This is a genomic window from Pseudomonas shirazensis (assembly GCF_050496565.1).
Taxonomy (GTDB): domain Bacteria; phylum Pseudomonadota; class Gammaproteobacteria; order Pseudomonadales; family Pseudomonadaceae; genus Aquipseudomonas; species Aquipseudomonas shirazensis_A.
Window position 1 is genome coordinate 374,209 of the sequence record NZ_JBNWAE010000001.1, and the last position, 21,246, is coordinate 395,454.

The 21,246-nt window shown below is 62.5% G+C and carries 22 protein-coding genes; 8 read left to right on the forward strand and 14 right to left on the reverse strand.

Annotation, left to right across the window (positions count from 1 at the left end; all coding sequences use genetic code 11):
• Positions 1-11 precede the first annotated feature (11 nt).
• Positions 12-794, reverse strand: a complete 783-nt coding sequence (locus ACQZ2L_RS01605; RefSeq protein ID WP_430324465.1) for a sulfite exporter TauE/SafE family protein — start codon at positions 792-794, stop codon at positions 12-14.
• A 131-nt stretch (positions 795-925) separates the two neighbouring features.
• Here ACQZ2L_RS01605 and ACQZ2L_RS01610 point away from each other — a divergent pair, with 131 nt between their 5' ends.
• Positions 926-1,672: an NRDE family protein gene (locus ACQZ2L_RS01610; RefSeq protein WP_430324467.1), complete on the forward strand. Its 747-nt coding sequence runs from the start codon at positions 926-928 to the stop codon at positions 1,670-1,672.
• Between the two features lie 24 nt (positions 1,673-1,696).
• Here the strand turns inward: ACQZ2L_RS01610 and ptsP are convergent, their stop codons facing one another.
• From ptsP to ilvA, 4 genes are all read right to left on the reverse strand, one after another.
• Positions 1,697-3,976, reverse strand: a complete 2,280-nt coding sequence (ptsP, locus tag ACQZ2L_RS01615) for a phosphoenolpyruvate--protein phosphotransferase (RefSeq protein ID WP_150570401.1) — start codon at positions 3,974-3,976, stop codon at positions 1,697-1,699.
• Positions 3,977-3,998: 22 nt separating this feature from the next.
• A complete protein-coding gene (locus ACQZ2L_RS01620) occupies positions 3,999-4,478 on the reverse strand; it encodes an RNA pyrophosphohydrolase (protein ID WP_101315386.1) in 480 nt (159 codons plus the stop codon).
• A gap of 126 nt (positions 4,479-4,604) precedes the next feature.
• Complete coding sequence (locus ACQZ2L_RS01625; protein WP_430324468.1) at positions 4,605-5,030, reverse strand: DUF2269 family protein; 426 nt, start codon at positions 5,028-5,030, stop codon at positions 4,605-4,607.
• Positions 5,031-5,121: 91 nt separating this feature from the next.
• Positions 5,122-6,636: a threonine ammonia-lyase, biosynthetic gene (ilvA, locus tag ACQZ2L_RS01630; RefSeq protein WP_430324469.1), complete on the reverse strand. Its 1,515-nt coding sequence runs from the start codon at positions 6,634-6,636 to the stop codon at positions 5,122-5,124.
• A 145-nt stretch (positions 6,637-6,781) separates the two neighbouring features.
• Between ilvA and rpiA the strand changes: the two genes are divergently transcribed.
• Positions 6,782-7,456: a ribose-5-phosphate isomerase RpiA gene (gene rpiA, locus ACQZ2L_RS01635; protein ID WP_430324470.1), complete on the forward strand. Its 675-nt coding sequence runs from the start codon at positions 6,782-6,784 to the stop codon at positions 7,454-7,456.
• Between the two features lie 50 nt (positions 7,457-7,506).
• Here rpiA and ACQZ2L_RS01640 read toward each other — a convergent pair whose 3' ends face one another.
• The 4 genes from ACQZ2L_RS01640 to ACQZ2L_RS01655 form a co-directional block, all read right to left on the reverse strand.
• A complete protein-coding gene (locus ACQZ2L_RS01640) occupies positions 7,507-8,418 on the reverse strand; it encodes an SdiA-regulated domain-containing protein (RefSeq protein WP_430324471.1) in 912 nt (303 codons plus the stop codon).
• 80 nt (positions 8,419-8,498) lie between these two features.
• Positions 8,499-9,422 (reverse strand): SdiA-regulated domain-containing protein, encoded by a 924-nt coding sequence (locus tag ACQZ2L_RS01645; RefSeq protein ID WP_430324472.1) that lies wholly within the window; start codon positions 9,420-9,422, stop codon positions 8,499-8,501.
• 258 nt (positions 9,423-9,680) lie between these two features.
• Positions 9,681-10,346, reverse strand: a complete 666-nt coding sequence (locus ACQZ2L_RS01650; protein WP_430324473.1) for a fumarylacetoacetate hydrolase family protein — start codon at positions 10,344-10,346, stop codon at positions 9,681-9,683.
• A gap of 25 nt (positions 10,347-10,371) precedes the next feature.
• Positions 10,372-11,769: an FAD-binding oxidoreductase gene (locus ACQZ2L_RS01655; RefSeq protein WP_430324743.1), complete on the reverse strand. Its 1,398-nt coding sequence runs from the start codon at positions 11,767-11,769 to the stop codon at positions 10,372-10,374.
• Between the two features lie 170 nt (positions 11,770-11,939).
• Here ACQZ2L_RS01655 and serA point away from each other — a divergent pair, with 170 nt between their 5' ends.
• The gene (gene serA, locus ACQZ2L_RS01660) at positions 11,940-13,169 is read left to right on the forward strand and encodes a phosphoglycerate dehydrogenase (RefSeq protein ID WP_430324474.1); all 1,230 of its coding nucleotides are present in this window, start codon (positions 11,940-11,942) and stop codon (positions 13,167-13,169) included.
• A 138-nt stretch (positions 13,170-13,307) separates the two neighbouring features.
• Here the strand turns inward: serA and ACQZ2L_RS01665 are convergent, their stop codons facing one another.
• Positions 13,308-13,784 carry a DUF4399 domain-containing protein gene (locus ACQZ2L_RS01665; protein ID WP_101315369.1) on the reverse strand — a complete coding sequence of 159 codons (477 nt, stop codon included), beginning with the start codon at positions 13,782-13,784 and terminating at the stop codon, positions 13,308-13,310.
• Positions 13,785-14,009: 225 nt separating this feature from the next.
• Between ACQZ2L_RS01665 and ACQZ2L_RS01670 the strand changes: the two genes are divergently transcribed.
• Positions 14,010-14,495 carry a substrate-binding periplasmic protein gene (locus ACQZ2L_RS01670; RefSeq protein ID WP_430324475.1) on the forward strand — a complete coding sequence of 162 codons (486 nt, stop codon included), beginning with the start codon at positions 14,010-14,012 and terminating at the stop codon, positions 14,493-14,495.
• 15 nt (positions 14,496-14,510) lie between these two features.
• Here ACQZ2L_RS01670 and ACQZ2L_RS01675 read toward each other — a convergent pair whose 3' ends face one another.
• The gene (locus ACQZ2L_RS01675) at positions 14,511-15,014 is read right to left on the reverse strand and encodes a DUF523 domain-containing protein (protein WP_430324476.1); all 504 of its coding nucleotides are present in this window, start codon (positions 15,012-15,014) and stop codon (positions 14,511-14,513) included.
• A complete protein-coding gene (locus ACQZ2L_RS01680) occupies positions 15,001-15,624 on the reverse strand; it encodes a 2OG-Fe(II) oxygenase (protein WP_430324477.1) in 624 nt (207 codons plus the stop codon). Before ACQZ2L_RS01680 ends, ACQZ2L_RS01675 begins: the two co-directional genes overlap by 14 nt.
• A gap of 120 nt (positions 15,625-15,744) precedes the next feature.
• Between ACQZ2L_RS01680 and ACQZ2L_RS01685 the strand changes: the two genes are divergently transcribed.
• Positions 15,745-16,497, forward strand: coding sequence for a hypothetical protein (locus ACQZ2L_RS01685; protein WP_430324478.1), 753 nt, complete (start codon positions 15,745-15,747; stop codon positions 16,495-16,497).
• Here ACQZ2L_RS01685 and ACQZ2L_RS01690 read toward each other — a convergent pair whose 3' ends face one another.
• Complete coding sequence (locus ACQZ2L_RS01690) at positions 16,498-17,421, reverse strand: alpha/beta hydrolase (protein WP_430324479.1); 924 nt, start codon at positions 17,419-17,421, stop codon at positions 16,498-16,500.
• A 116-nt stretch (positions 17,422-17,537) separates the two neighbouring features.
• Between ACQZ2L_RS01690 and ACQZ2L_RS01695 the strand changes: the two genes are divergently transcribed.
• The 3 genes from ACQZ2L_RS01695 to ACQZ2L_RS01705 all read left to right on the forward strand — a co-directional run bounded on the left by ACQZ2L_RS01695 (position 17,538) and on the right by ACQZ2L_RS01705 (position 20,637).
• Positions 17,538-18,104 (forward strand): DUF6436 domain-containing protein, encoded by a 567-nt coding sequence (locus ACQZ2L_RS01695; RefSeq protein WP_430324480.1) that lies wholly within the window; start codon positions 17,538-17,540, stop codon positions 18,102-18,104.
• 65 nt (positions 18,105-18,169) lie between these two features.
• Positions 18,170-20,365 carry an S-type pyocin domain-containing protein gene (locus ACQZ2L_RS01700; RefSeq protein WP_430324481.1) on the forward strand — a complete coding sequence of 732 codons (2,196 nt, stop codon included), beginning with the start codon at positions 18,170-18,172 and terminating at the stop codon, positions 20,363-20,365.
• Positions 20,362-20,637, forward strand: coding sequence for a bacteriocin immunity protein (locus tag ACQZ2L_RS01705; RefSeq protein ID WP_430324482.1), 276 nt, complete (start codon positions 20,362-20,364; stop codon positions 20,635-20,637). Before ACQZ2L_RS01700 ends, ACQZ2L_RS01705 begins: the two co-directional genes overlap by 4 nt.
• Before the next feature lie 35 nt (positions 20,638-20,672).
• Here the strand turns inward: ACQZ2L_RS01705 and ACQZ2L_RS01710 are convergent, their stop codons facing one another.
• Positions 20,673-21,224, reverse strand: coding sequence for a sugar O-acetyltransferase (locus ACQZ2L_RS01710; RefSeq protein ID WP_430324483.1), 552 nt, complete (start codon positions 21,222-21,224; stop codon positions 20,673-20,675).
• Positions 21,225-21,246: the final 22 nt, after the last annotated feature.

Consider the following 21,246-nt stretch of genomic DNA (forward strand, 5'->3'; position numbering starts at 1 on the left):
AAATCAGGCAGCTAAATCAAAAAACTCAGGCCGACGCAGAACAGCAACGCGGCGAACAGACGTTTGAGCAGGCGCGGCGAGAGCTTGTGCGCCAGGCGCGCGCCATAACGGGCAAAAAACATGCTGGTCAGGGCAATGCCAAGCAGTGCTGGCAGGTACACGTAACCGAGACTGTGCGGCGGCAGCTGGCTGTCGTCCCAGCCCAGCAGCATGAAGCTCAGGGCGCTGGCCAGGGCGATGGGCAAGCCGCAGGCCGATGAGGTCGCCACCGCCTGCTGCATCGGCAGGCTGCGCCAGGTCAGGAACGGCACGGTCAGCGAGCCGCCACCGATGCCAAAGATTGCCGAGGCCCAGCCAATGACCACGCCGGCCGCCGACAACCCAGGCTTGCCAGGAATGCCACGGCTGGCCTTGGGTTTGAGGTCGAGGGCCATCTGCGCGGCGACCACCAGGGCAAACACGCCAATGATCTTCTGCAGCATAGGACCCTGGATCAACGAAGCGGTTTTGGCGCCGATACCCGCACCGATCAGGATGCCGACAGTCATCCAGACAAACACCGACCACTGCACCGCGCCCTTGCGCTGGTGCTCGCGCACGGCATTGATCGAAGTGAAGATGATGGTCGCCAGCGAAGTACCGACGGCCAGGTGGGTCAGCACCGAGGGCTCGAAGCCCTGCAAGGTGAAGCTGAACACCAGCACCGGCACGATGATGATCCCGCCGCCCACGCCGAATAGCCCGGCCAGGACGCCGGCGCAGGCGCCCAACAGCAGGTAGAGTACGAACTCCATTCGTCGACCCCATGACAATTCAGTCCGGCATGGTAACGGAAGCTGGCCTCGTCGCTCTAGTGAAGTCTGTGTCAGCTGATGGCCAGTGCTCGGCGCAGTGGGTAGAGTGGGCAAAAACCAGAGGCTACGCCATGTGCCTGATCGTATTTGCCTGGCGGCCGGGGGATGCCCTGCCGTTGATCGTTGCGGCCAACCGTGACGAGTTCTACGCCCGCCCCAGCCAGGCGCTGGGCGCCTGGGACGACGCGCCAGGGGTGTACGCCGGGCGCGACCTCGAGGCCGGCGGCAGTTGGCTGGGGATCGGCCCGAACGGGCGCTTCGCGGCGCTGACCAATATCCGCGACCCGCGCCAGCCACAAGGCCTGCGCTCGCGCGGTGAACTGGTGGCTGGGTACCTGCGCGGCGAGCTCGGCGTCGAGCAATACCTTGAGCAGGTAGCCCGCCGCAGCAGCGAGTACTCAGGCTTCAATCTGTTGGTTGGCGATAAGCAGCGGTTGGGCTACCTGCACGCCCCAGACGCGGCGCCGCAGTTGCTTGAGCCGGGCGTCTACGGGCTGTCCAATGCAAGGCTGGATACACCGTGGCCGAAGCTGGTGCAGACCCGCCAAGGCCTGCGCGAACTACTCGACGAGGCCGAGCCGCAGCGCCTGCTGGGGTTGCTTGGCAATGCTCAGCCTGCGCTGGACGCCGACTTGCCGGACACTGGTGTCGGCCTGGCCACCGAGCGGTTGCTGTCGAGCGCGTTCATTGCCAGCCAGAACTACGGCACCCGCGCCAGCACGGTGCTGCTTGTGCACAAGTCGGGGCAGCGGCGCATGCTCGAACGCAGCTTTGGTCCCTACGGCGGGCATCTGGGTGAGGTCGAGCTGGTGGTCTGAGCAGAGCCACCAGCATCCTTTGGTTTACAGGGTCTTGTTCGCGCCAGGCCCGATCATCCGCGCCAGGCCGAGGTTCTTCAGTGCCAGCTGCAGCGAGCTGTGGATAACTTGCGGGTTGTCGTGGCTCATGGCGTCGGCCAGCAGTTCCTTGGCCTTGCTCATATTGACCTGGCGCAGCATCCACTTGACCTTGGGCAGGTTGGTGGCGTTCATCGACAGGCTGTCGAAGCCCATCGCCATCAGCAGGATCGCTGCCGCCGGGTCACCGGCCATCTCGCCGCAGATACTCACCGGCTTGCCCTCGGCATGGGCATCGCGCACCACCGTCTGCACGGCTTGCAGCACCGCTGGGTGCAGGTAGTCATACAGGTCGGCGACCCGCGGGTTGTTGCGGTCGACCGCCAGCAGGTACTGGGTCAGGTCGTTGGAGCCGACCGAGAGGAAGTCGACCTGGCGCGCCAGCTCTTTGGTCTGGTACACCGCTGCCGGGATTTCGACCATCACCCCCACCGGCGGCATCGGCACGTCGGTACCTTCGTCGCGCACCTCGCCCCAGGCACGGTGGATCAGGTGCAGGGCTTCTTCCAGCTCATGGATGCCGGAAATCATCGGCAACAGGATGCGCAGGTTGTTCAGGCCTTCGCTGGCCTTGAGCATGGCACGGGTCTGCACCAGGAAAATTTCCGGGTGGTCGAGGGTGACGCGAATGCCGCGCCAGCCGAGAAACGGGTTTTCTTCCTTGATCGGGAAGTACGACAGCGCCTTGTCACCGCCAATGTCCAGAGTACGCATGGTCACCGGCAGGGGGTGGAAGGCCGCCAGCTGCTCGCGGTAGATCGCCAGCTGTTCCTTCTCGCTGGGGAACCGCTGCTGGATCATAAACGGCACTTCGGTGCGGTACAGGCCAACGCCCTCGGCGCCGCGTTGCTGTGCCCGGGCGACGTCGGCGAGCAGGCCGGTGTTGACCCACAGCGGCATACGGTGGCCGTCCGGGGTTACGCAGGGCAGCTCGCGCAGCGCGTCCAGGCCCTTGGCCAGTTCGCGCTCTTCTTCGACCACTTCCTTGTACTGCTTGCGCAGCACGTCGCTGGGGTTGGTGAAGACTTCGCCTTTGTAGCCGTCGACGATCATTTCGATGCCGTCGACCTTGGAATACGGCAGGTCGACCAGGCCCATCACCGTCGGGATACCCATCGCCCGGGCCAGAATGGCCACATGCGAGTTACCCGAGCCAAGCACCGAAACCAGACCGGCAAGCTTGCCCTCAGGCACCTCGCCAAGCATCGCGGGCGTCAGCTCTTCACTGACCAGAATGGTGTTTTCGGCGTAGACCAGGGTCTGCGAACGGGCTTCCTGCAAGTAAGCCAACAGCCGCCGGCCAAGGTCCTTGACGTCGGACGCGCGCTCGCGCAGGTAGTCGTCGTCCATCAGCTCGAAGCGGTTGACGTGCTCGCCGACCACCTGGCGCAAGGCGCCCTGGGCCCACTGGCCGGTCTTGATCACTTCGACCACTTCGCCACCGAGGGCTGCGTCTTCGAGCATCATCAGGTAGACGTCGAACAGCGCCCGCTCTTCCGGGCGCAGCTGGGTGGCAAGCTTGGCCGACAGCTTGCGCATGTCGGCGCGCACGCCTTCGAGGGCGTTGTTGAACAGTTTCAGTTCGGCGTCGATGTCATCGACGGTCTTGTCCGGCACCACCTCCAGATCGGCGGGCGGCAGCATTACCACCGCGCGGCCTACCGCAGCGCCAGGCGAACCCGGTACGCCGACGAAGCGCGCCTCCTGAATGCCTTTGCCCTGACGGCCCAGACCACGGATCGAGCCAGTCGCTTCGGCGTGGGCGATAACCCCGGCCAACTGCGCGCTCATGGTCACCAGGAAGGCTTCTTCGCCCTCGTCGAACTGGCGCCGCTCCTTTTGCTGGATAACCAGCACCCCGACCACGCGGCGGTGGTGGATGATCGGCGCGCCGAGAAACGACGCGTAGCGCTCTTCGCCGGTTTCGGCAAAGTAGCGATAACGCGGGTGATCGGCGGCGTTTTCCAGGTTCAGCGGCTCTTCCCGGGTACCGACCAGGCCAACCAGGCCTTCGTTGGGGGCCATGCTGACCTTGCCGATCGAGCGTTTGTTGAGGCCTTCGGAGGCCATCAGCACGAAGCGGTTGGTTTCCGGGTCAAGCAGGTAAACCGAGCAGACATGGCTGCCCATGGCTTCCTTGACGCGCAAGACAATGATCCCCAACGCCGTCTTGAGATCTTTGGCGGAGTTCACTTCCTGGACGATCTTGCGCAGCGTATTGAGCATGGCTCGGGGTCGAACTCCGTCGTCAGTCGCGCGTCAGCAGGCGCGGGGCTAGCTCTTTCAGGGCGCGGCGGTAGACCTCGCGCTTGAATGTCACGACCTGGCCCAGCGGATACCAATAGCTGACCCAGCGCCAGCCGTCGAATTCCGGTTTGCCGGTCAGGTCCATACGCACCCGTTGCTCGTTGCTCACCAGGCGTAGCAGGAACCACTTCTGTTTCTGGCCGATACACAATGGCTGGCTGTGCGTGCGCACCAGCCGCTGGGGTAGACGATAACGCAACCAGCCGCGGGTGCAGGCAAGAATTTGCACATCGTCACGCTCAAGGCCGACTTCTTCATTCAGCTCACGGTACAGGGCATCTTCCGGCGTCTCATCAGGGTTGATACCGCCCTGGGGAAATTGCCAGGCATCCTGGTTGATCCGTCGAGCCCATAGCACCTGTCCGGCATCATTGGTGAGAATGATACCGACGTTGGGGCGAAATCCATCCGGGTCGATCACGGCAGCAACCTCGAAAACGCATATTGCCGCATTGTTCCACAAAGCTCACAAGCGCAGCAACGCGCCCGCCATGCTTATGTGCAGCCAGGTGAAATTCCCTGTGAAATAGGGTTGTCGCGGGCTACCTCAGACCGGCTTGGCGCCCATCAGGCCCGCAATCGAGACAAAGCACACCGCACTGAACACGGCCAGCGCCAAGGTCAGGCGCAGGCTGCCAGGCTCAGCCCGGCTCAAGCGGTTGAGGCGGATCAGCAGCCACCACACACTCAGCGCACCGACGGTGTAGATCACGCTCGAGGCCAACAGCCAGGTCTGCCCCAACGGCCAGCCGACCAGATGCACCAGCCACCAGCCGGTGAATGGCATGCTCACCAGACACACGCCGAGCAACAGCCAGACGAATAGCAGCGGGCGGCGCAACAGCTGGCCATAAACCGCCGCATCGCTACGCTGGCGCAGCCGCCAGGTGTAGATGGCCAGGCCCAGGGCGCAGGCGAGCAACAGCATGGTGGCGACAACGTGCACGGTCTTCAGGGTAGTCAGGTATTCCATGTGCAGATCCTTGGGTTGCGCGTGCGGGCCTTGGCGCGGCTGGCTGATACAGCACCGCGCCGAGAAGCCTCTCGAGGTCTAGCTTAGCCCCTCAACCCAAAAACAGCCGGTAGGCCGGGTTTTCGCTCTCATCCCAGTACGGGTAGCCGATCTTGGCCAACGCTGCCGGCACCAGATGACGCTCGTCTTCAGGCACCTGCAAGCCGGCCACCACGCGCCCGTCTGCGGCGCCGTGGTTGCGGTAGTGGAACATGGAGATATTCCAGCGCCCGCCCAGCTTGGTCAGGAAGTTGAACAACGCCCCTGGCCGCTCGGGGAATTCGAAGCGCAGCACGATCTCGTCGTGGGCCCGCGCCGAATGGCCGCCGACCATATGGCGGATGTGCAGCTTGGCCAGTTCGTTGTCGGTCAGGTCGATAACCGGGAAGCCTTGCTCGATCAACTGCTGCACCAGCGCGGCGCGCGGGTCGGTATCGGGATGGGTCTGCACGCCGACAAAGATGTGCGCCTCGTCCGAGGTGTGCTTGCGGTAGTTGAATTCGGTGATCTGGCGCTTGCCGATGGCCTCGCAGAAGGCCTTGAAGCTGCCCGGCCGCTCGGGAATGGTCACGGCGATGATCGCTTCGCGCTTCTCGCCCAGCTCGGCACGCTCGGCCACATGCCGCAGGCGGTCGAAGTTGACGTTGGCGCCGGAGTCGATGGCAACCAGAGTGTGACCACTGACGCCGGTCATTTCCACGTACTTCTTGATCCCGGCAACGCCCAAGGCGCCGGCAGGCTCGGTAATCGAGCGGGTATCGTCGTAGATATCCTTGATCGCGGCGCAGATTTCATCGGTGCTGACCGTAATCACTTCGTCCACGTGCAGCTTGCAGATATCAAAGGTGTGCTGGCCGATTTGCGCGACCGCAACGCCATCGGCGAACAGCCCGACTTGCGGCAGCACTACCCGCTCGCCAGCGGCCATGGCCGCCTGCAGGCAATTGGAGTCGTCCGGCTCGACGCCGATCACCTTGATTTCCGGGCGCAGGTATTTGACGTAGGCAGCGATGCCGGCAATCAAGCCACCGCCGCCGACCGGCACAAAGATCGCGTCGAGGCGGCCTGGGTGCTGGCGCAGAATCTCCATGGCCACGGTGCCCTGGCCGGCGATGGTGTGCGGGTCATCGTAGGGGTGGATATAGACGAAGCCCTTTTCATCGACCAGTTTGAGCGAATAGGCCAGCGCCTCGGGGAACGAGTCGCCGTGCAGCACGACCTTGCCGCCACGCGAGCGCACGCCTTCGATCTTGATTTCCGGGGTGGTCTTGGGCATCACGATGGTGGCTTTGATGCCCAGCTCGCGCGCAGCCAGGGCCAGGCCCTGGGCATGGTTGCCGGCAGATGCCGTGACCACGCCACGGGCCAGCTCTTCGGCAGTCAGCTGCGCCAGCTTGTTGTACGCCCCGCGGATCTTGAACGAGAACACCGGCTGCAGGTCTTCACGCTTGAGCAGCACTTGATTGTTCAGGCGCTTGCTCAGCTGGCCGGCACTGTGCAGCGGCGTTTCGACGGCAACGTCGTACACGCGCGAGGTGAGGATCATCTTGACGTACTGTTCGAGCATCGGGAAAGCATCACTGGCCGCGGGACAAGGCCTGCGAGTCTACCCCAGCGCCGCGTCGGCGGACCACAGCAAAGCCGAGGTTTTGCCGGCACTTGCCGCTATACTGTGCGCCTCTCGAAACTCCCCTGCCCCATTCGGAGCCCGCATGACCCAGGACCAACTGAAACAGGCCGTCGCCCAGGCCGCTGTCGATCTCATTCTGCCCAAGCTGGACGACAAGAGCGTCGTCGGCGTCGGCACCGGTTCGACTGCCAACTTCTTCATCGACGCCCTGGCTCAGCACAAAGGCGCCTTCGACGGCGCAGTCGCCAGCTCCGAGGCCACTGCCCAGCGCCTCAAGGGCCATGGCATCCCGGTGTACGAGCTGAACAGCGTCAGTGAGCTTGAGTTCTACGTGGACGGCGCCGACGAGAGCGACGCGCACCTGAACCTGATCAAGGGCGGCGGCGCTGCACTGACCCGCGAGAAGATCGTCGCCGCCGTGGCCAAGACCTTCATCTGCATCGCAGACGGCAGCAAGCTGGTGCCGGTACTGGGCGAATTCCCGTTGCCGGTCGAAGTGATCCCGATGGCGCGCAGCCACGTTGCCCGCGAACTGGTCAAGCTGGGCGGCGACCCGGTCTACCGCGAAGGCGTGCTGACCGATAACGGCAACGTGATTCTGGATGTGCACAACATGCAGATCACCAACCCGGTCGAGCTCGAGCAGCAGATCAACGCCATCGTCGGCGTGGTCACCAACGGCCTGTTCGCCGCGCGCCCGGCCGATGTGCTGCTGCTCGGCACCGCCGAAGGGGTCAAGACCCTCACCGCCAAGTAAACAGCGACGCGCCCACGGCCCCTGTTCAAGGTGGCCGTGGGCTGCGGTACTCAGTCCGCCGGCTGCTTGAACACGTAGAACAGGTTCGGCTCGCTGACCAGATAGATCGTCCCGGCATCATCCATGGCAATCCCCTCCGCCTGCGGCACGGTCTTCTGCAGGCCTTGCGAACCCTTGCGCAGCGACAGCGTACTCAGCGGTTTGCCCTTCACATCCAGCTCCACCACCAGCCGTGATTCATCCGACAGCGCCAGTAGATGGCCGCTGCGCTCATCGAACTGCAGGCTCGACAAGTCCTTCACGAACAACCGCGAGTCGCGCTTGCGGTCCTGGTCGACCTGCACCGAATAAGGCTGCTCGGGATTGTCGTGGGGGAAGCCGCGTACTTCATAGATCACCATCGGGTCGCGCTCCTTGGCCACGAACAGGCGCTTGCCGGCCGAATCGTAGGCCAGGCCCTCAAAGCCCTTGTTGCCGTTCAGGCCGATGCCCAGGCTGAGCTGCTCGGCGTCGTTGGCGTCGAGAAAGCGCGTGTTGTCATCCAGGTGCACCCGGATCAAGCGTTGCAGGCGCTCGTCGGTAATCACGAAGCTGTTGGGGCCGATGTATTCGACCGCCTCGGGATCACCGAAACCGGTCAACGGCACGCGGCGCAGAATACGCCCGTCCAGCGACAGTTCGATCAGCTCGGAGCGTTTGTTGGTGACGGTAAACAGGGTTTTACGATCAGGGTCGAAGGTCAGCGCCGATACATCGTCATCCAGGCCTTCGATGACCTGCCCTTCAAGCACCACCTGATAGCGGTCCAGGCCGATGCTTTGCTCGGCCGGCTGCCACCAGGTCTTGAGGTTGAACCAGCCGCGCTCGAACAGTCGCGACTCATAACCCTTCACGCCGATCACCAGTAACATGACAACAACGGACAGCAGCAACAGCACAGGCAAGCGGAGATAACGGCGCATGGAGGCAAACTCGGTGAATGGAAGGCAAAGCTAATCACGATCAGCTGAAGACAAGCTTAATGCCATCATTGCCGTTGCCGTTATTTCTTCTTGAAGCGGTAGAACAGATCCGGCTCGCTGACCATGTACAACGTGCCGTGCTCATCCATCGCCACGCCTTCGGCGCGCGGGATGCGGTCCTTGAGGCCGTTGAAACCACCGAGCAAGGTCATGAAGCTGACTTGCTCGCCGGTTTCATCCAGCTCCAGCAGCATGTTCGAATCAGCCGACAGCAGCAGGAGATGACCGGTGCGCGGATCGATGCTCAGGGCCGAAAGATTACGCAGGTCGAGTTCATCGCTGGGCACCGGCTGCTTGGCTCCGGTCAGCGGGCTGCGGCCATCGGTGGCCCAGCTGAACAAGCGCGGCGGGCGCTCTTCGCCGATCAACAGCCGCTGACGCAGTGGGTCCCAGGCGACGGCTTCGAAGCCCTTGTTGCTATCGGCCGACTCGCCCAGATCGTAGCTGTGAAAATCCTTGCGATTCAGTTCGCGGGTGTCCGGCCCAACCGTAACCAAGGTGAGATCGTGGCTGCGCTCATCGACGATGGCGAGCTGGTCACCTTCAAGCACCGCCACGCCTTCCGGGTTCGACCAGCCATGCAAAGGCATCTTGCGCAGAACGTCACCGTCCAGCGTCAGCTCGACCAGAAACGGGTTCTTGCCCATCACCGCAAACAGGGTTTTGGTCCGGGGGTTGTAGGCAAGGTCTGAGGCTTCGTCATCATTCATGCCGGGCAGCACCTTGGCATCGATGTCGGCCGTATAGTCCGGCAGCCAGATGCTTTCGCTGCGCTCGAATTTGCTCTCGAAGCGCTCCTTGATCCAGAGCAGGCCACGATCATCCCAGTGCATGGCGAACACCACGCCATAGCCGATCACCGCCACGACACCCAGCAAAAAGGGCCAACGCAGGAACAGGCGACGCTTGCGGGAAGGGGGGATTGAAGCGCTGGATGACGTCATGGCAGGAGATTCCTGAGACAGCCGAGCAGGGTTGGGCGCGGCGAATGGGCTTTCGGGTAGCCGCATTATCCAGATCGATTGTGAAAAAAATGACAAGAATTGCGTTTGTATTGAGTGCGTCGGGGGCTGCTGTGCAGCCCTATCGCGACACAAGGCCGCTCCTACAGAAAAGCCGCAAGGCTTACTGGCGCCGCTGCCTGTAGGAGCGGCCTTGTGTCGCGAAAGGGGCGCAAAGCGCCCCCCGGCATTATCGAATGCTCAGAGCACCTTGCTCTCAAACCGGCAAACCCCAGGCAACTCCAGCACCAGTTCGTCACCGGCTTCAAACGGGCCAACCCCAGCCGGAGTCCCAGTCAAAATCACATCACCAGCCTGCAACGAAAACTGCGCCGCCATGTGCTGGATCATCGGCACGATCGGGTTGAGCATCAGCGCGCTGCTGCCATCCTGACGCACGGCACCATTGATGGTCAGGCGCACCGGGATGTCGGTGAGGTCTTCGAATGCGCTGGCGGCCACGAACGGCGGCAGTACGCAGGCGCCATCAAAGCTCTTGCTCAGCTCCCACGGCAGGCCCTTTTCCTTGAGTTTGGCCTGCACGTCACGCAGGGTCAGGTCCAGCGCCGGGGCAAAGCCGGAGATGGCGTCGAGCACTTCTTCTTCCGAAGGCTTGGCCGAAAGGGACTTGCCCAGCAGCACCGCGATCTCGGCTTCATAGTGCACCGCACCACGATCGCTCGGGATCTTGAAGCCGCCCGCCAGCGGGACCACGCAGCTGCCAGGCTTGATGAACAGCAGTGGCTCGCTCGGGATGGGGTTGTCCAGTTCCTTGGCGTGCTCGGCGTAGTTGCGCCCGATGCAGACCACTTTGCCCAGCGGGAAGTGGATGCGCGTGCCGTCTACGTACTGGTGCTGGTAACTCATGGCCGATTCCTTGTGCTGGCTGCTTTTATTCAGGAGCGAAGATCTTACCCGGATTCATGATGCCGTTAGGGTCGAAAACGGCCTTGATTGCCTTCATGCAGGCGATTTCTTCCGCTGAGCGGCTGTAACCGAGGTAGTCACGTTTGGTCATGCCAACGCCATGCTCGGCCGAGATCGAGCCGTTGTAGCGCTGAACGATCTCGAACACCCACTTGTTGACCCTGGCGCAGGAGGCAAAGAAATCATCCTTGCTCATGTCATCGGGCTTGAGGATGTTCAGGTGCAGGTTGCCGTCGCCGATATGGCCATACCAGACCACTTCATAGTCCGGGTAATGCTCGGCGACCACGGCATCGATCTCACGCAGGAAGGCCGGCACCTTGGAAACGGTAACCGAGATATCGTTTTTGTACGGCGTCCAGTGCGAGATGGTCTCGGAGATGTACTCGCGCAGCTTCCACAGGTTTTTCAGCTGAGTCTCGCTCTGGCTCATCACCCCATCCAGCACCCAGCCCTGCTCGACGCAGTGCTCGAAGGTGGCCAGGGCGTCATTGGCCACGTCCTCGTTGCTGGCTTCGAACTCCAGCAGTGCATAGAACGGGCAGGCGGTGGCGAACGGCGGCGGGACATCGCCGCGGCCCATGACCTTGGCCAGCGCCTTGTCGGAAAAGAACTCGAAGGCAGTCAGGTCGAGCCGGCCCTGAAACGCGTGCAGCACCGGCATGATCGAATCGAAGTCAGCGGTGCCAAGGACCATCGCCGTCAGGTTGCGTGGCGCCCGATCAAGGCGCATGGTCGCCTCGACGACAAACCCCAGGGTGCCCTCGGCGCCGATGAACAGCTGGCGCAGGTCATAACCGGTGGCGTTCTTGATCAGGTCCTTGTTCAACTCGAGCAGCTCGCCCTTGCCGGTGACGACCTTGATGCCGGCCACCCAGTTGCGGGTCATGCCATAGCGGATCACCTTGATCCCGCCGGCATTGGTGCCGATATTGCCGCCAATCTGGCTGGAGCCGGACGAGGCGAAGTCGACCGGGTAATAAAGGCCGTGCTCTTCGGCCAGTTGCTGCAACTGGCGGGTGATCACGCCAGGCTGGCAGACCACGGTGCGGTCGAACTCATTGAAGGCGAGCACCTGATTCATGGCGTCGAAGGCCACCACCACTTCACCGTTGGCGGCGACGGCCCCGGCGGACAGGCCAGTGCGGCCACCGGAAGGCACCAGCGCAACTTGATGGCGATTGGCCCAGGCGACGATGGCCTGCACTTGTTCGATGGTCTTGGGCAGCACAATCGCGCTTGGCGCGGGCGGGTAATGTTTGGTCCAGTCCTTGCCGTACGCCTCCAGCGAAGCAGGGTCGGTAAGCACCTTGCCAGGGTCGACCAAGGTCAGCAGCTCTTCAATTACCGCAGGGTGGGTCATCGCCGGAACTCTCGACTTATTCATAGTCACCCTGAGCACTCTTCACCTGTCGGTGGGAGCTCAGATTGTGTCGCGTATGCTAGCATAGCCCTCCCGCTGTTCGTGCTAAGGCCGACGCCGCGCCGCTTCACCTCCTCGCCATTATTTCTCCGGGATACAGGTTTACGCAGATGAGCAAGACTTCTCTCGACAAGAGCAAGATCCGGTTCCTTCTTCTTGAAGGTGTGCACCAGAACGCGGTCGATACCCTCAAGGCTGCCGGCTACACCAACATCGAGTACCTGACCGGTTCAATACCCGAAGCCGAGCTCAAGGAAAAGATCGCCGACGCGCACTTCATTGGTATCCGCTCGCGGACCCAACTGACCGAAGAAATCTTCGACTGCGCGAAGAAGCTGGTGGCGGTAGGTTGTTTCTGCATCGGCACCAACCAGGTCGACCTTGGCGCTGCTCGCGAGCGCGGCATTGCCGTGTTCAACGCGCCGTACTCGAACACCCGTTCGGTAGCCGAGCTGGTCCTGGCCGAAGCGATCCTGCTGCTGCGCGGCATCCCCGAGAAAAACGCTGCCTGCCACCGCGGCGGCTGGATCAAGAGCGCGGCCAACTCGTTCGAGATTCGCGGCAAGAAGCTCGGCATCGTTGGCTACGGCTCGATCGGCACCCAGCTGTCGGTACTGGCTGAAAGCGTCGGCATGCAAGTGTACTTCTTCGACCCGCTGACCAAACTGCCGCTGGGCAACGCCACGCAGGTGGCTAGCCTCAATGAACTGCTGGGCCTGGCCGACATCGTCTCGCTGCACGTGCCTGAGCTGCCATCGACCCAGTGGATGATCGGCGAGAAAGAAATCCGCGCGATGAAAAAGGGCTCGATCCTGATCAACGCCGCCCGCGGTACCGTGGTCGAGCTGGAAAGCCTGGCCAACGCGATCAAGGACAAGCACCTGATCGGCGCCGCCATCGACGTGTTCCCGGTGGAGCCGCGCTCCAACGATGACGAGTTCGAAAGCCCGCTGCGTGGCCTGGACAACGTCATCCTGACTCCGCACATCGGTGGCTCGACTGCCGAAGCGCAGGCCAACATTGGCCTGGAAGTCGCCGAGAAGCTGGTCAAGTACAGCGACAACGGTACTTCGGTGTCGTCGGTCAACTTCCCGGAAGTGGCCCTGCCGGCCCACCCAGGCAAACACCGCCTGCTGCACATCCACGAGAACATCCCTGGCGTGCTCAGCGAGATCAACAAGGTCTTCGCCGAAAACGGGATCAACATCTCCGGTCAGTTCCTGCAGACCGACGAGAAGGTTGGCTACGTGGTGATCGACGTCGATGCCGAGTATTCGGATCTGGCTCAGGAAAAACTGCAGCACGTGAAGGGCACTATCCGCTCGCGCGTACTGTTCTGAGCTTGATTGCTGGCTGAAGATATTGGGGCTGCTTTGCAGCCCTATCGCGACACAAGGCCGCTCCTACAGGAGATCGCGTAATCCCCTGTAGGAGCGGCCTTGTGTCGCGATAGGGCCGCAACGCGGCCCCAATTACTGTCACTTAACGGTAACGGTAATCTTCTGCGATTCAACGCTAGGCTTGAACGGCACATGATACTTGTCACCCAGCACCAGCTGCAGGGTGTGCTTGCCCGGTGTCAGGGTGATGGTCGCTTCAGTCTGCGCCTTGCCGAAATGCAGCACCTGCGGCCCAGCCGGCAGCGGCGCGTTGTTTTCCGGCATCAGGCTGGTCGGCAGCGGGGTATCGCTCAGTGGCTGCTTGTCGACATCCACCAGCAAGTGGTGATGGCCGCTATGCGGAGTCTGGTCGCCAGCGGGTTTCAGCGCCATGCCTTCGATGGCAAATTTGACGGTAAAGGTCTTGTCGACCGTGGCCCCATCCGCCGGGGAAACAATGAAGACCTTGGCATCCTTCGGTGGCTCCTGGCTTTGCAGAGCATCCGCTGCACTGGCGAGTACCGACGCCCCCATAAGCAGACCGGCCACGGCAGCACGCGAAAATAGGCTGTTCATTCACTTCTCCTGTGATTCACTTCATTGACCGCCGCCAGGAAACGATCGGCAGCGGAGCATCAACATAGTCCAAATGTGGCCCGAGGTGTCTGGGCCCGCTGTCATAAATAATTTATCAGCGGTTTAAACATTAGGAGAGACCCACGGTCATAGCCAGCGTTCGACCGCAGCCACAAATAAAGCCGCGGCGAATGAAATTTACCTGCTGAACAAGAAGGGATACTCATGCGTTTGACCATTGGCGTACTGCTGGCAGTACTGATCAGTCCGTTGGCCCAGGCCGAGCTGATAGACGAAATCAACGACCGGGGCGAACTGCGCATTGCCGTGCAAGCCGATACACCGCCTTATGCCTTCAAACAGGACGAACACCTGGCGGGCTTCGATGTCGAGCTTGGCCAGGCCCTGGCCAAGGAGCTGGACCTGCGTGCCGAGTTCATCGAAACACCCGCAGAGCAGATATTGCCCGAGGTCGAGAGCGGCAAGATCGACGTTGCCCTGAGCCAGCTGCGCGCTGCGCAGAAGGTCGACGCGGCACTGGATGTCAGCCAGCCGTTTGGCAGTGACAAGCTGGTGATCCCGTTCCAGAAAGACAACCCGGCCTTCGAGAGCGCAGTGAACAACGCCCTGCAGCGGATCAAGGATGACGGCAGACTGGCTGATCTTGAGAAGAAGTGGCTCAAGGGTGAGCAACCCACCGCCGGCCAGTGACCTGCCGGTAATGCATCAGCGGTCGAGGGCGGCCAGCGCCTGCTGCGCCTCGGCCAGTTCCAGCTCGCTGAACACCTGCACACCTTCGCGGCGCAGCAACGCAGTAGTCACGCCCTGCCCCGCCACTTTGACCCCGCTGAAGCTGCCGTCGTAGGTCAGCTGGTTACCGCAGGAGGGGCTGCCGGACTTGAGCACGGCGACCCGGATGCCGTGCCGGCGCACCAGCGCCAAGGCGATCTGCGCACCCGCCAAAAACGCCGCACTGACGTCCTCGCCCGACACCGCGATCACTTGCGCCTGCCCGTCGAGTACCTGCGCGCCCTGCCCGCCGGGGATCTCCGCCGGTGGCCGCGGCGTCGGCAAGCCGCCGGCCACCTCCGGGCACAGCGCGACCACACGGCCTTCGGCCTGCCAGCCTTGCAGCACGTCCGGATGCCCGCTGGCGCGCCCGTCGTAACGCACCGGCTGGCCCAGCAGGCATGCACTGACCAGAACCCGCGACAATTCAGAACGGCTCATTGCCACGCCTGCGGAACCAGCCAGTCAACGACAGGCGCTCACGCCCGGCCGCCAGCACTTCATGGGGCACATCGCCAGACAGAAACACCACCAAGGTGCCGGCCGTGGGCGCGACGTCATGCACGCGCTGTTCATCGAGGAACATGCGCAACTCGCCACCGTCGCCGGGCTGCCAGTCCTGATTGAGGTAGAACACAGCCGACACGGCGCGGCGGTCGTCATCGCGAAAGCGGTCCAGATGGCGCCGATAGAACGCCCCCTGCGGGTACAGGGCGAAGTGGCATTCGTAGTCTTCAAGGCCGATGAACAGGCCTTGATTGATTGCCTGACGCAGCGCGTCCATGGCGTCCAGGTAGCGATCGCAAGCGCCCGATTCGCCAGGCTCCAGCCAACGGATATGATCGCCTCGGATCGCCTCGCGCACCTCAAGCGTGCCGCCACGGCCAACCCCGGCCGGGTTGAGCTGGCCGTCGCCGGCGCGCCGGCGGCATTCAGCGGCCAGCGCGCTGACCAGCTCGGCCGGCAAAAAGTCGGCCTGCTGCGACCAGCCCTGGCCGGCCAGGTCATCGACAATCGCGGACAGCTTGGAAACATCGGAAGTAATCTGCATGGCGCATCATAGCCATTCGCCCAGGCCCCCTCCAGCGCCACTTGGCTGACCGGCGTCATTGCGTCTCGACAAACTCCCACTGCGCCACGGACAATAGCCCACTGCCGACAGGAGTCCTGAATGCGCCGTTTGTTTACCCTGCTGTTGCTGATGATCTGCACCATGCATGTCTGGGCAGACAGCCTCGATCAGCTGTACAAGGCCGCCGGCTGGCCCGACCAGCGCGCCCACTTCAATGATGCCGTGAGTGCTGCCCAACAGCGCTACCGCAACAGCCTGCCGCCTGCGGTTTACCAGGCGCTGGTGAGCAACAGCAACCAACGCTTCCAGGCCCAGGCCATGGACCAGCGCGCACAGGCGCAGCTGCGCAGCAAGCTGGCCAACCCGGCGCCGGCATTGGCATTCTTCAATTCGCCGTTGGGGCGCAAGGTGGTGGCCGCCGAGTTGCTCGCCACGCGCAAAGACCAGTTGGCCAAGAACGCCAAAGGCCTGCCAAAGCTGCAGGTCAGCGATACCCGGCAACTGATCATGGGCCACCTGGCCCAGGCCCTGCCCGCGCGCGAGGCCGGCGCCGAAGTCAGCCTGGCGATCGCTGGCGTGGCTGCCGACAGCCTGAGCTCGATGATCCCTGGGTTGTTTGGTGGCGGTCAGGCGCAAGGGTTGCTCGACGGCCAGCGCCAGCGCCTGATGAACCAGATCGGCGAAGACCTCAACAACACCTTGCTCTATGTCTACCGCGAGCTCAGCGACGCCGAACTGGAAGAGTTCGCCAACTTCGCCGAATCAGCTGACGGTCAGGCGTATTACCAGGCGGCTCTTGCAGCAGTGCGAGCAGGACTTGCGGTCGGCCAGAACGGCAATCAGCTCAAGTAATCAGCCCAGCCGCTGGTTGATGAACTCAAGGTAGCGCTGACGCGTTGCCGGCAATTCATTGGCCAGGTGGTGGCGCGCATCTGGCAGCAGCAGGATTTGCGGATCAGCGAACTTGGCCTTGAGTACCTTGAGGTTGTAACGCCAGTCGACCGTGCCATCGGCCTCACCCTGCACAATCAAAGGCCTGCGCGTGCTCGACGGCGCCGTCTCGATCCGCTTGACCCAGCTCATCAACGCACCCACCCAGGCAGTCGGCAAACGCCGTGGTTGCAGCGGGTCGGCCTGCAGAAACGGCAGAAACGCCGGGTCGTTGCTGTTTTCGCTGAACTGGCGCTGGATGCCGTTGACGAAGTGGCGCAGCAGCCGATAGCTGAGCTTGGACCAGTGCCAGGCCCGCGGCCGCACCAGCGGTGCAAGCAGGATCAGCTCGCCATCGACCGGGCTGTGTTCCCCGGCATGCAGTACGTGATCGACCGCGATTGCCCCACCGGTGCTCTGCCCGCATAGATGCCACGGGCGCGGCAGCTCCAGCTCACGGGCCTGGCCGAACAGCGCCACCAGCGTCTGCTGATAAAGCCCGAAGTCACTGATACTGGCCCGCTCGCCACTGGACAGGCCATGCCCTGGCAAGTCACAGCTGACCACCGCAAAGCCCTTGCTCAGCCCCCACTCGATGACATGCCGGTACAGCCCCATATGGTCGTAGTAGCCGTGCAGCACGAACAGCGTCGCCACCGGCTGCGGCGGCAGCCAGGCCTGGCCCACCAGCTCGAAACCGCCCGCCTCGAAGCTGCCGAGCAAACGCTGCACAGGCAGATCCAGGCCATAGAAGTGCTGGTATGAATGCGCCTCGGCAGATAACGGCTGGCGGCTCGACAGTGGCGCGAGGCCGCTGCGCAGGTCGACGTTGAAAGGAGCAGGCATCGGCAAAGTCCGCAAACAAGTATTGATCTGGGATATTCAGCTCAAGCGCGGCGCATGGCAAGCTGGGCGCCCCTCCAACTCATTGCCAAAAGCGAGTACCGCAGCTGCGGGCCCCCATGAAGAAGCTGTCGACCCTGGCCATCACCCTGCTCTGCGCCGCCGTGCTGTGGTGGACTTACGACAGTTTCCAGTCACGTTATCTGCGCCCGTTCGCCAATCAGGCGACGCTGTTCGATGGCAGCCAGTTGCGCCTGCCCGCCGAGCTTGCCGGCCCCGGGGCTATCCGTGTGGTGCATTTCTGGGACCCGGCGTGCCCGTGCAACGTCGGCAACCAGCAACACCTGAGCGAACTGGTAGAGCAGTTCACGCCGCAGGGAGTGAGTTTCTATCTGCTGCAAAAGCCCGCCAGCCATGGCGCGCTGCCGGCCAACCTGGCCGCGCTCAAGGTTCTGCACGAACTGCCCGGCAGTGCCAGCCTGCCGGCCAGCCCCGCCGTGGCGATCTGGGACCGCCAGGGCCGCCTGGCTTACTTCGGCCCATACAGCGAAGGCGCGGTGTGCAACTCGAGTAACAGTTTCATCGAGCCGATCCTCGAGGCCTTGCTTGAAGACCGCCAGGTGCAGGCTTCGAACTCGCTTGCAATCGGGTGTTTCTGCCCCTGGCAGATAGAGGGCAGCCACTAATTATCTACGGCAGAGCCCCCAGGGAGGATCCCTAGCGTAGCGACATACAGCACAAGGAGCTCTGTATGTCACAGCGAGGACCCATCACCCTTCCCCCCACCAACGTCTCAGGCAACTCCAACAACAGCTTTAAATTGCACTGGGGCCACAACCGGATCCCCCACCACTACTACGTTTCAACCTTTCGCCCGGGCAGACTGGTCATCGACCTGGTTGCGCAGACAGAGGCCGATAAACGTCAAGTCAAAGAGGACCACGAACGGCTTCAGGCCACGCTCGGTCAACAGCTCGATCACGCCCTGGACAGCCAAGCGGGTTCGCTCGAAGGCCTGAGCGAAGTCGCCGCGATCGACCGCAGAATTGCCGCAACCGATCAGCTCATAGCGCAGTACCAAACGCGCTTGCAGCAGGTCCAGCAACAGGCCAACAGCTTCTTCGGCAGTGATCCCGAGCACCGCACCCTCCACGAATTCGTCGCAGCTACCACGCGTCCAAACGCGCCGGCAGATCCCCGTGCTGCGTGGCTGGCATCCTATCGCGCTGCCTTCGAGGCCAAGCATCTAGTCAGGCAGATTGGTGAAATCGGCCGGCGGCGCCTGCGACTGCAACGCGACCTCGCCAATGCCAAGCTCAAGGCCACTCAACGCGAACAGGTAGCCAAGCTCATCAACCGGGTGGAGCTGGAGCTCAATACAGCTCTCGCGCTCGGCCATGAATACCAGCTTTCTCGCGCAACGCTGGAGACGTTGATCAATGACTTCCAGCGCCATCAACACGAGGACATCGCTGAAGAGACGGCGCTGCAACACGCCGACGAACTTGAGCATGAACTATCTCAACTGATTCAAACGCAAGTCACGGTCAGAAAACAGGCGGCCCAGACCGCGCTGCGCTTCAAGCTGCTGCAGTCCGCCCCTGCAAAGATCGACTTCACGTTGAGCATGGAGCGCCCCACAACGCCGATTGAGCGGCGTTCGGAACTCTTGCAGCTCAAGCAGAGCATCATTCGCCACAGCGATCACCATCACAACACCTGGCCTGAGGAGAAGGCGGCAGTCGCCGAGCTGCTGTCGATCGCCAAAGGCCACATTCACGCCGGGTACGACGAGAAGGCCCACCTGTCGATGCTCTCGGGGCAGACCCCGAGCAACACCCCACTCACCTTCCACGCCTGGACCGCCAGTACCCGCCATGCATTGGTGCTGGCCAGCTCAGCGGGTGGCCTGGCCCACTTCGAAGCCGTTTGGGACGACCTCGGCCAGGCGGTGAGCAAAGGCGCTGTGCGTCTGCTCGCCGAAGCCGCCGTCACGGCAGCGCGCGCACTACCGCTGATGCTCTACTCCGCCCGTCTGGGCGATGGTGAACGCATGGGCGTGAGCGTGCCACTGGCCTACCTCACCCCCGGCGCGGACCTCACTCAGGAGGCCAATCGCCGGGCAGGCCAGACCCTCGAACTGGCCCTGCGCATGAACGCAACGCCGAGGGACGCGCGGACTGAGGTGTACCTGGTTGCCACGGATGGCAGCAATGTCCTGCGCGATGTGCGGGTACGCCAGGCTCAATGGGATACCGCCCAAGGGGCCTATCGCTTCACGGCAGAAGGCCCCGGCGCTGCCACCCTGCTCTGGCACCCGGCAACGCCACCCACCAGCCTCGACAGGTACGACCCGGAGAGCGGCAATGCCATCCCGGGATTGCCCATCGTCGAGGACCTGCAGAAGCACTACCCCGGCAGCATCAGCACCCCGCCTGCAGCGGACATTCGCGAGTTTCCCGAGCTGGCGGATACGCATATCGATGACTACGTCATCATCTTCCCAGCCGACTCCGGGTTGGCACCGATCTATGTAATGTTCCGCGATCCGCGGGAGATTGCGGGGGTTGCCAAGGGCGCAGGTCAGCTACCGACTGACCGATTTCTTGAGGCAGGGTCAACACCGCAGGGTGCGGCAATTCCTACAAGAATTGCGGAAAGGCTCACGGGGCGGAGATTCAGCAGCTTCGGTAAGCTTCGTGAGGCGATCTGGATGGAGGTGGCAGCAGATGAGGTTTTCAGAAAGCATTTCACTCCTTTGAACATTCAAGAGATGTTGAACGGAAAAGCACCCTACGCCCCCCTCAGCGGGCAAAGAGGCAGTCGCATGAAGTTCGAGTTGCATCACATCCATGAGGTCGCACAGGGCGGAAGTGTTTATGACCTGGACAACATCGTAGTCATGACACCCAATCAACACATCAACCATCATCGGGGTGGCCAATGAAATTCAAGAACAAATTTGAAGACTATGAAGAGTCCGAGTTTCTAGCGTTGATCTCTGAGCTTTACACTGACCCTACACCGCTGACCGGTACAGCGTTAGAGAAGTATCGGGAAAGCCTGGTGCTCCACTTCGTAAAAGTCACTGAACATCCAGACCAGACGGATGTTCTTTTCTACCCTCCCGCCGGCGCCGACGTTAGCCCCGAGGGGGTCTTGAAGCGCGTCAAGGAATGGCGCGCCGCCAACGGCAAGCCTGGATTCAAAAACGCTTGAACAATGCCCTGCGGCCACACCGCAGGGCATCTTCTTTAGTCCCGCACTCTCGCCGGATTCCCCACCACCACCGCCCCGGCGGCGACGTCGCGAGTCACCACGCTGCCGGCACCGATCACCGCGTCATCACCGATGGTGACCCCCGGCAGAATGATCGCACCGCCACCGATCCAGACGTTGTTGCCGATGTGCACCGGCCGCCCGCTTTCCAGGCCGGTGCGGCGTACGTCCGGGTCGAGTGGGTGATCGGCGGTGTAGATCTGCACCGACGGCGCGATCTGGCAGTCGTGGCCGATGTGTACCGGCAGCACGTCGAGGATCACGCAGCTGAAGTTGATGAAGGTGTTGGCACCGATACTGATGTTGTAGCCGTAGTCGCAATAGAACGGCGGGCGGATGATCACGCCCTCGCCGACTGCGGCAAGATGCTCGGCCAGCAAGTTATGGCGGCTGAGCTTGAGCTGCTCGTCGCTGCCGTTGTAACGGTCCATCCACTGCTTGTTGCTGCGTTGCTCAGCCTGCAACTCGGGGCAGCCTGCGTGGTAAAGCTGGCCGCTGAGCATCTTCTGTTTTTCGCTGAGGGACATGCAGACTCCTTTTGGGGCTAGG

Coding starts and splice junctions, on each gene's coding strand:
- rpiA (WP_430324470.1), top strand. CDS start 6,782: ATGACCCAGGACCAACTGAAACAGGCCGTCGCCCAGGCCGCTGTCGAT.
- ACQZ2L_RS01650 (WP_430324473.1), bottom strand. CDS start 10,346: ATGAGTTACCAGCACCAGTACGTAGACGGCACGCGCATCCACTTCCCG.
- ilvA (WP_430324469.1), bottom strand. CDS start 6,636: ATGCTCGAACAGTACGTCAAGATGATCCTCACCTCGCGCGTGTACGAC.
- ptsP (WP_150570401.1), bottom strand. CDS start 3,976: ATGCTCAATACGCTGCGCAAGATCGTCCAGGAAGTGAACTCCGCCAAA.
- ACQZ2L_RS01680 (WP_430324477.1), bottom strand. CDS start 15,624: ATGCAGATTACTTCCGATGTTTCCAAGCTGTCCGCGATTGTCGATGAC.
- ACQZ2L_RS01690 (WP_430324479.1), bottom strand. CDS start 17,421: ATGCCTGCTCCTTTCAACGTCGACCTGCGCAGCGGCCTCGCGCCACTG.
- ACQZ2L_RS01655 (WP_430324743.1), bottom strand. CDS start 11,769: ATGACCCACCCTGCGGTAATTGAAGAGCTGCTGACCTTGGTCGACCCT.
- ACQZ2L_RS01685 (WP_430324478.1), top strand. CDS start 15,745: ATGCGCCGTTTGTTTACCCTGCTGTTGCTGATGATCTGCACCATGCAT.
- ACQZ2L_RS01645 (WP_430324472.1), bottom strand. CDS start 9,422: ATGACGTCATCCAGCGCTTCAATCCCCCCTTCCCGCAAGCGTCGCCTG.
- ACQZ2L_RS01625 (WP_430324468.1), bottom strand. CDS start 5,030: ATGGAATACCTGACTACCCTGAAGACCGTGCACGTTGTCGCCACCATG.
- ACQZ2L_RS01695 (WP_430324480.1), top strand. CDS start 17,538: ATGAAGAAGCTGTCGACCCTGGCCATCACCCTGCTCTGCGCCGCCGTG.
- ACQZ2L_RS01700 (WP_430324481.1), top strand. CDS start 18,170: ATGTCACAGCGAGGACCCATCACCCTTCCCCCCACCAACGTCTCAGGC.
- ACQZ2L_RS01640 (WP_430324471.1), bottom strand. CDS start 8,418: ATGCGCCGTTATCTCCGCTTGCCTGTGCTGTTGCTGCTGTCCGTTGTT.
- ACQZ2L_RS01710 (WP_430324483.1), bottom strand. CDS start 21,224: ATGTCCCTCAGCGAAAAACAGAAGATGCTCAGCGGCCAGCTTTACCAC.
- ACQZ2L_RS01670 (WP_430324475.1), top strand. CDS start 14,010: ATGCGTTTGACCATTGGCGTACTGCTGGCAGTACTGATCAGTCCGTTG.
- ACQZ2L_RS01605 (WP_430324465.1), bottom strand. CDS start 794: ATGGAGTTCGTACTCTACCTGCTGTTGGGCGCCTGCGCCGGCGTCCTG.
- ACQZ2L_RS01675 (WP_430324476.1), bottom strand. CDS start 15,014: ATGAGCCGTTCTGAATTGTCGCGGGTTCTGGTCAGTGCATGCCTGCTG.
- ACQZ2L_RS01705 (WP_430324482.1), top strand. CDS start 20,362: ATGAAATTCAAGAACAAATTTGAAGACTATGAAGAGTCCGAGTTTCTA.
- serA (WP_430324474.1), top strand. CDS start 11,940: ATGAGCAAGACTTCTCTCGACAAGAGCAAGATCCGGTTCCTTCTTCTT.
- ACQZ2L_RS01610 (WP_430324467.1), top strand. CDS start 926: ATGTGCCTGATCGTATTTGCCTGGCGGCCGGGGGATGCCCTGCCGTTG.
- ACQZ2L_RS01665 (WP_101315369.1), bottom strand. CDS start 13,784: ATGAACAGCCTATTTTCGCGTGCTGCCGTGGCCGGTCTGCTTATGGGG.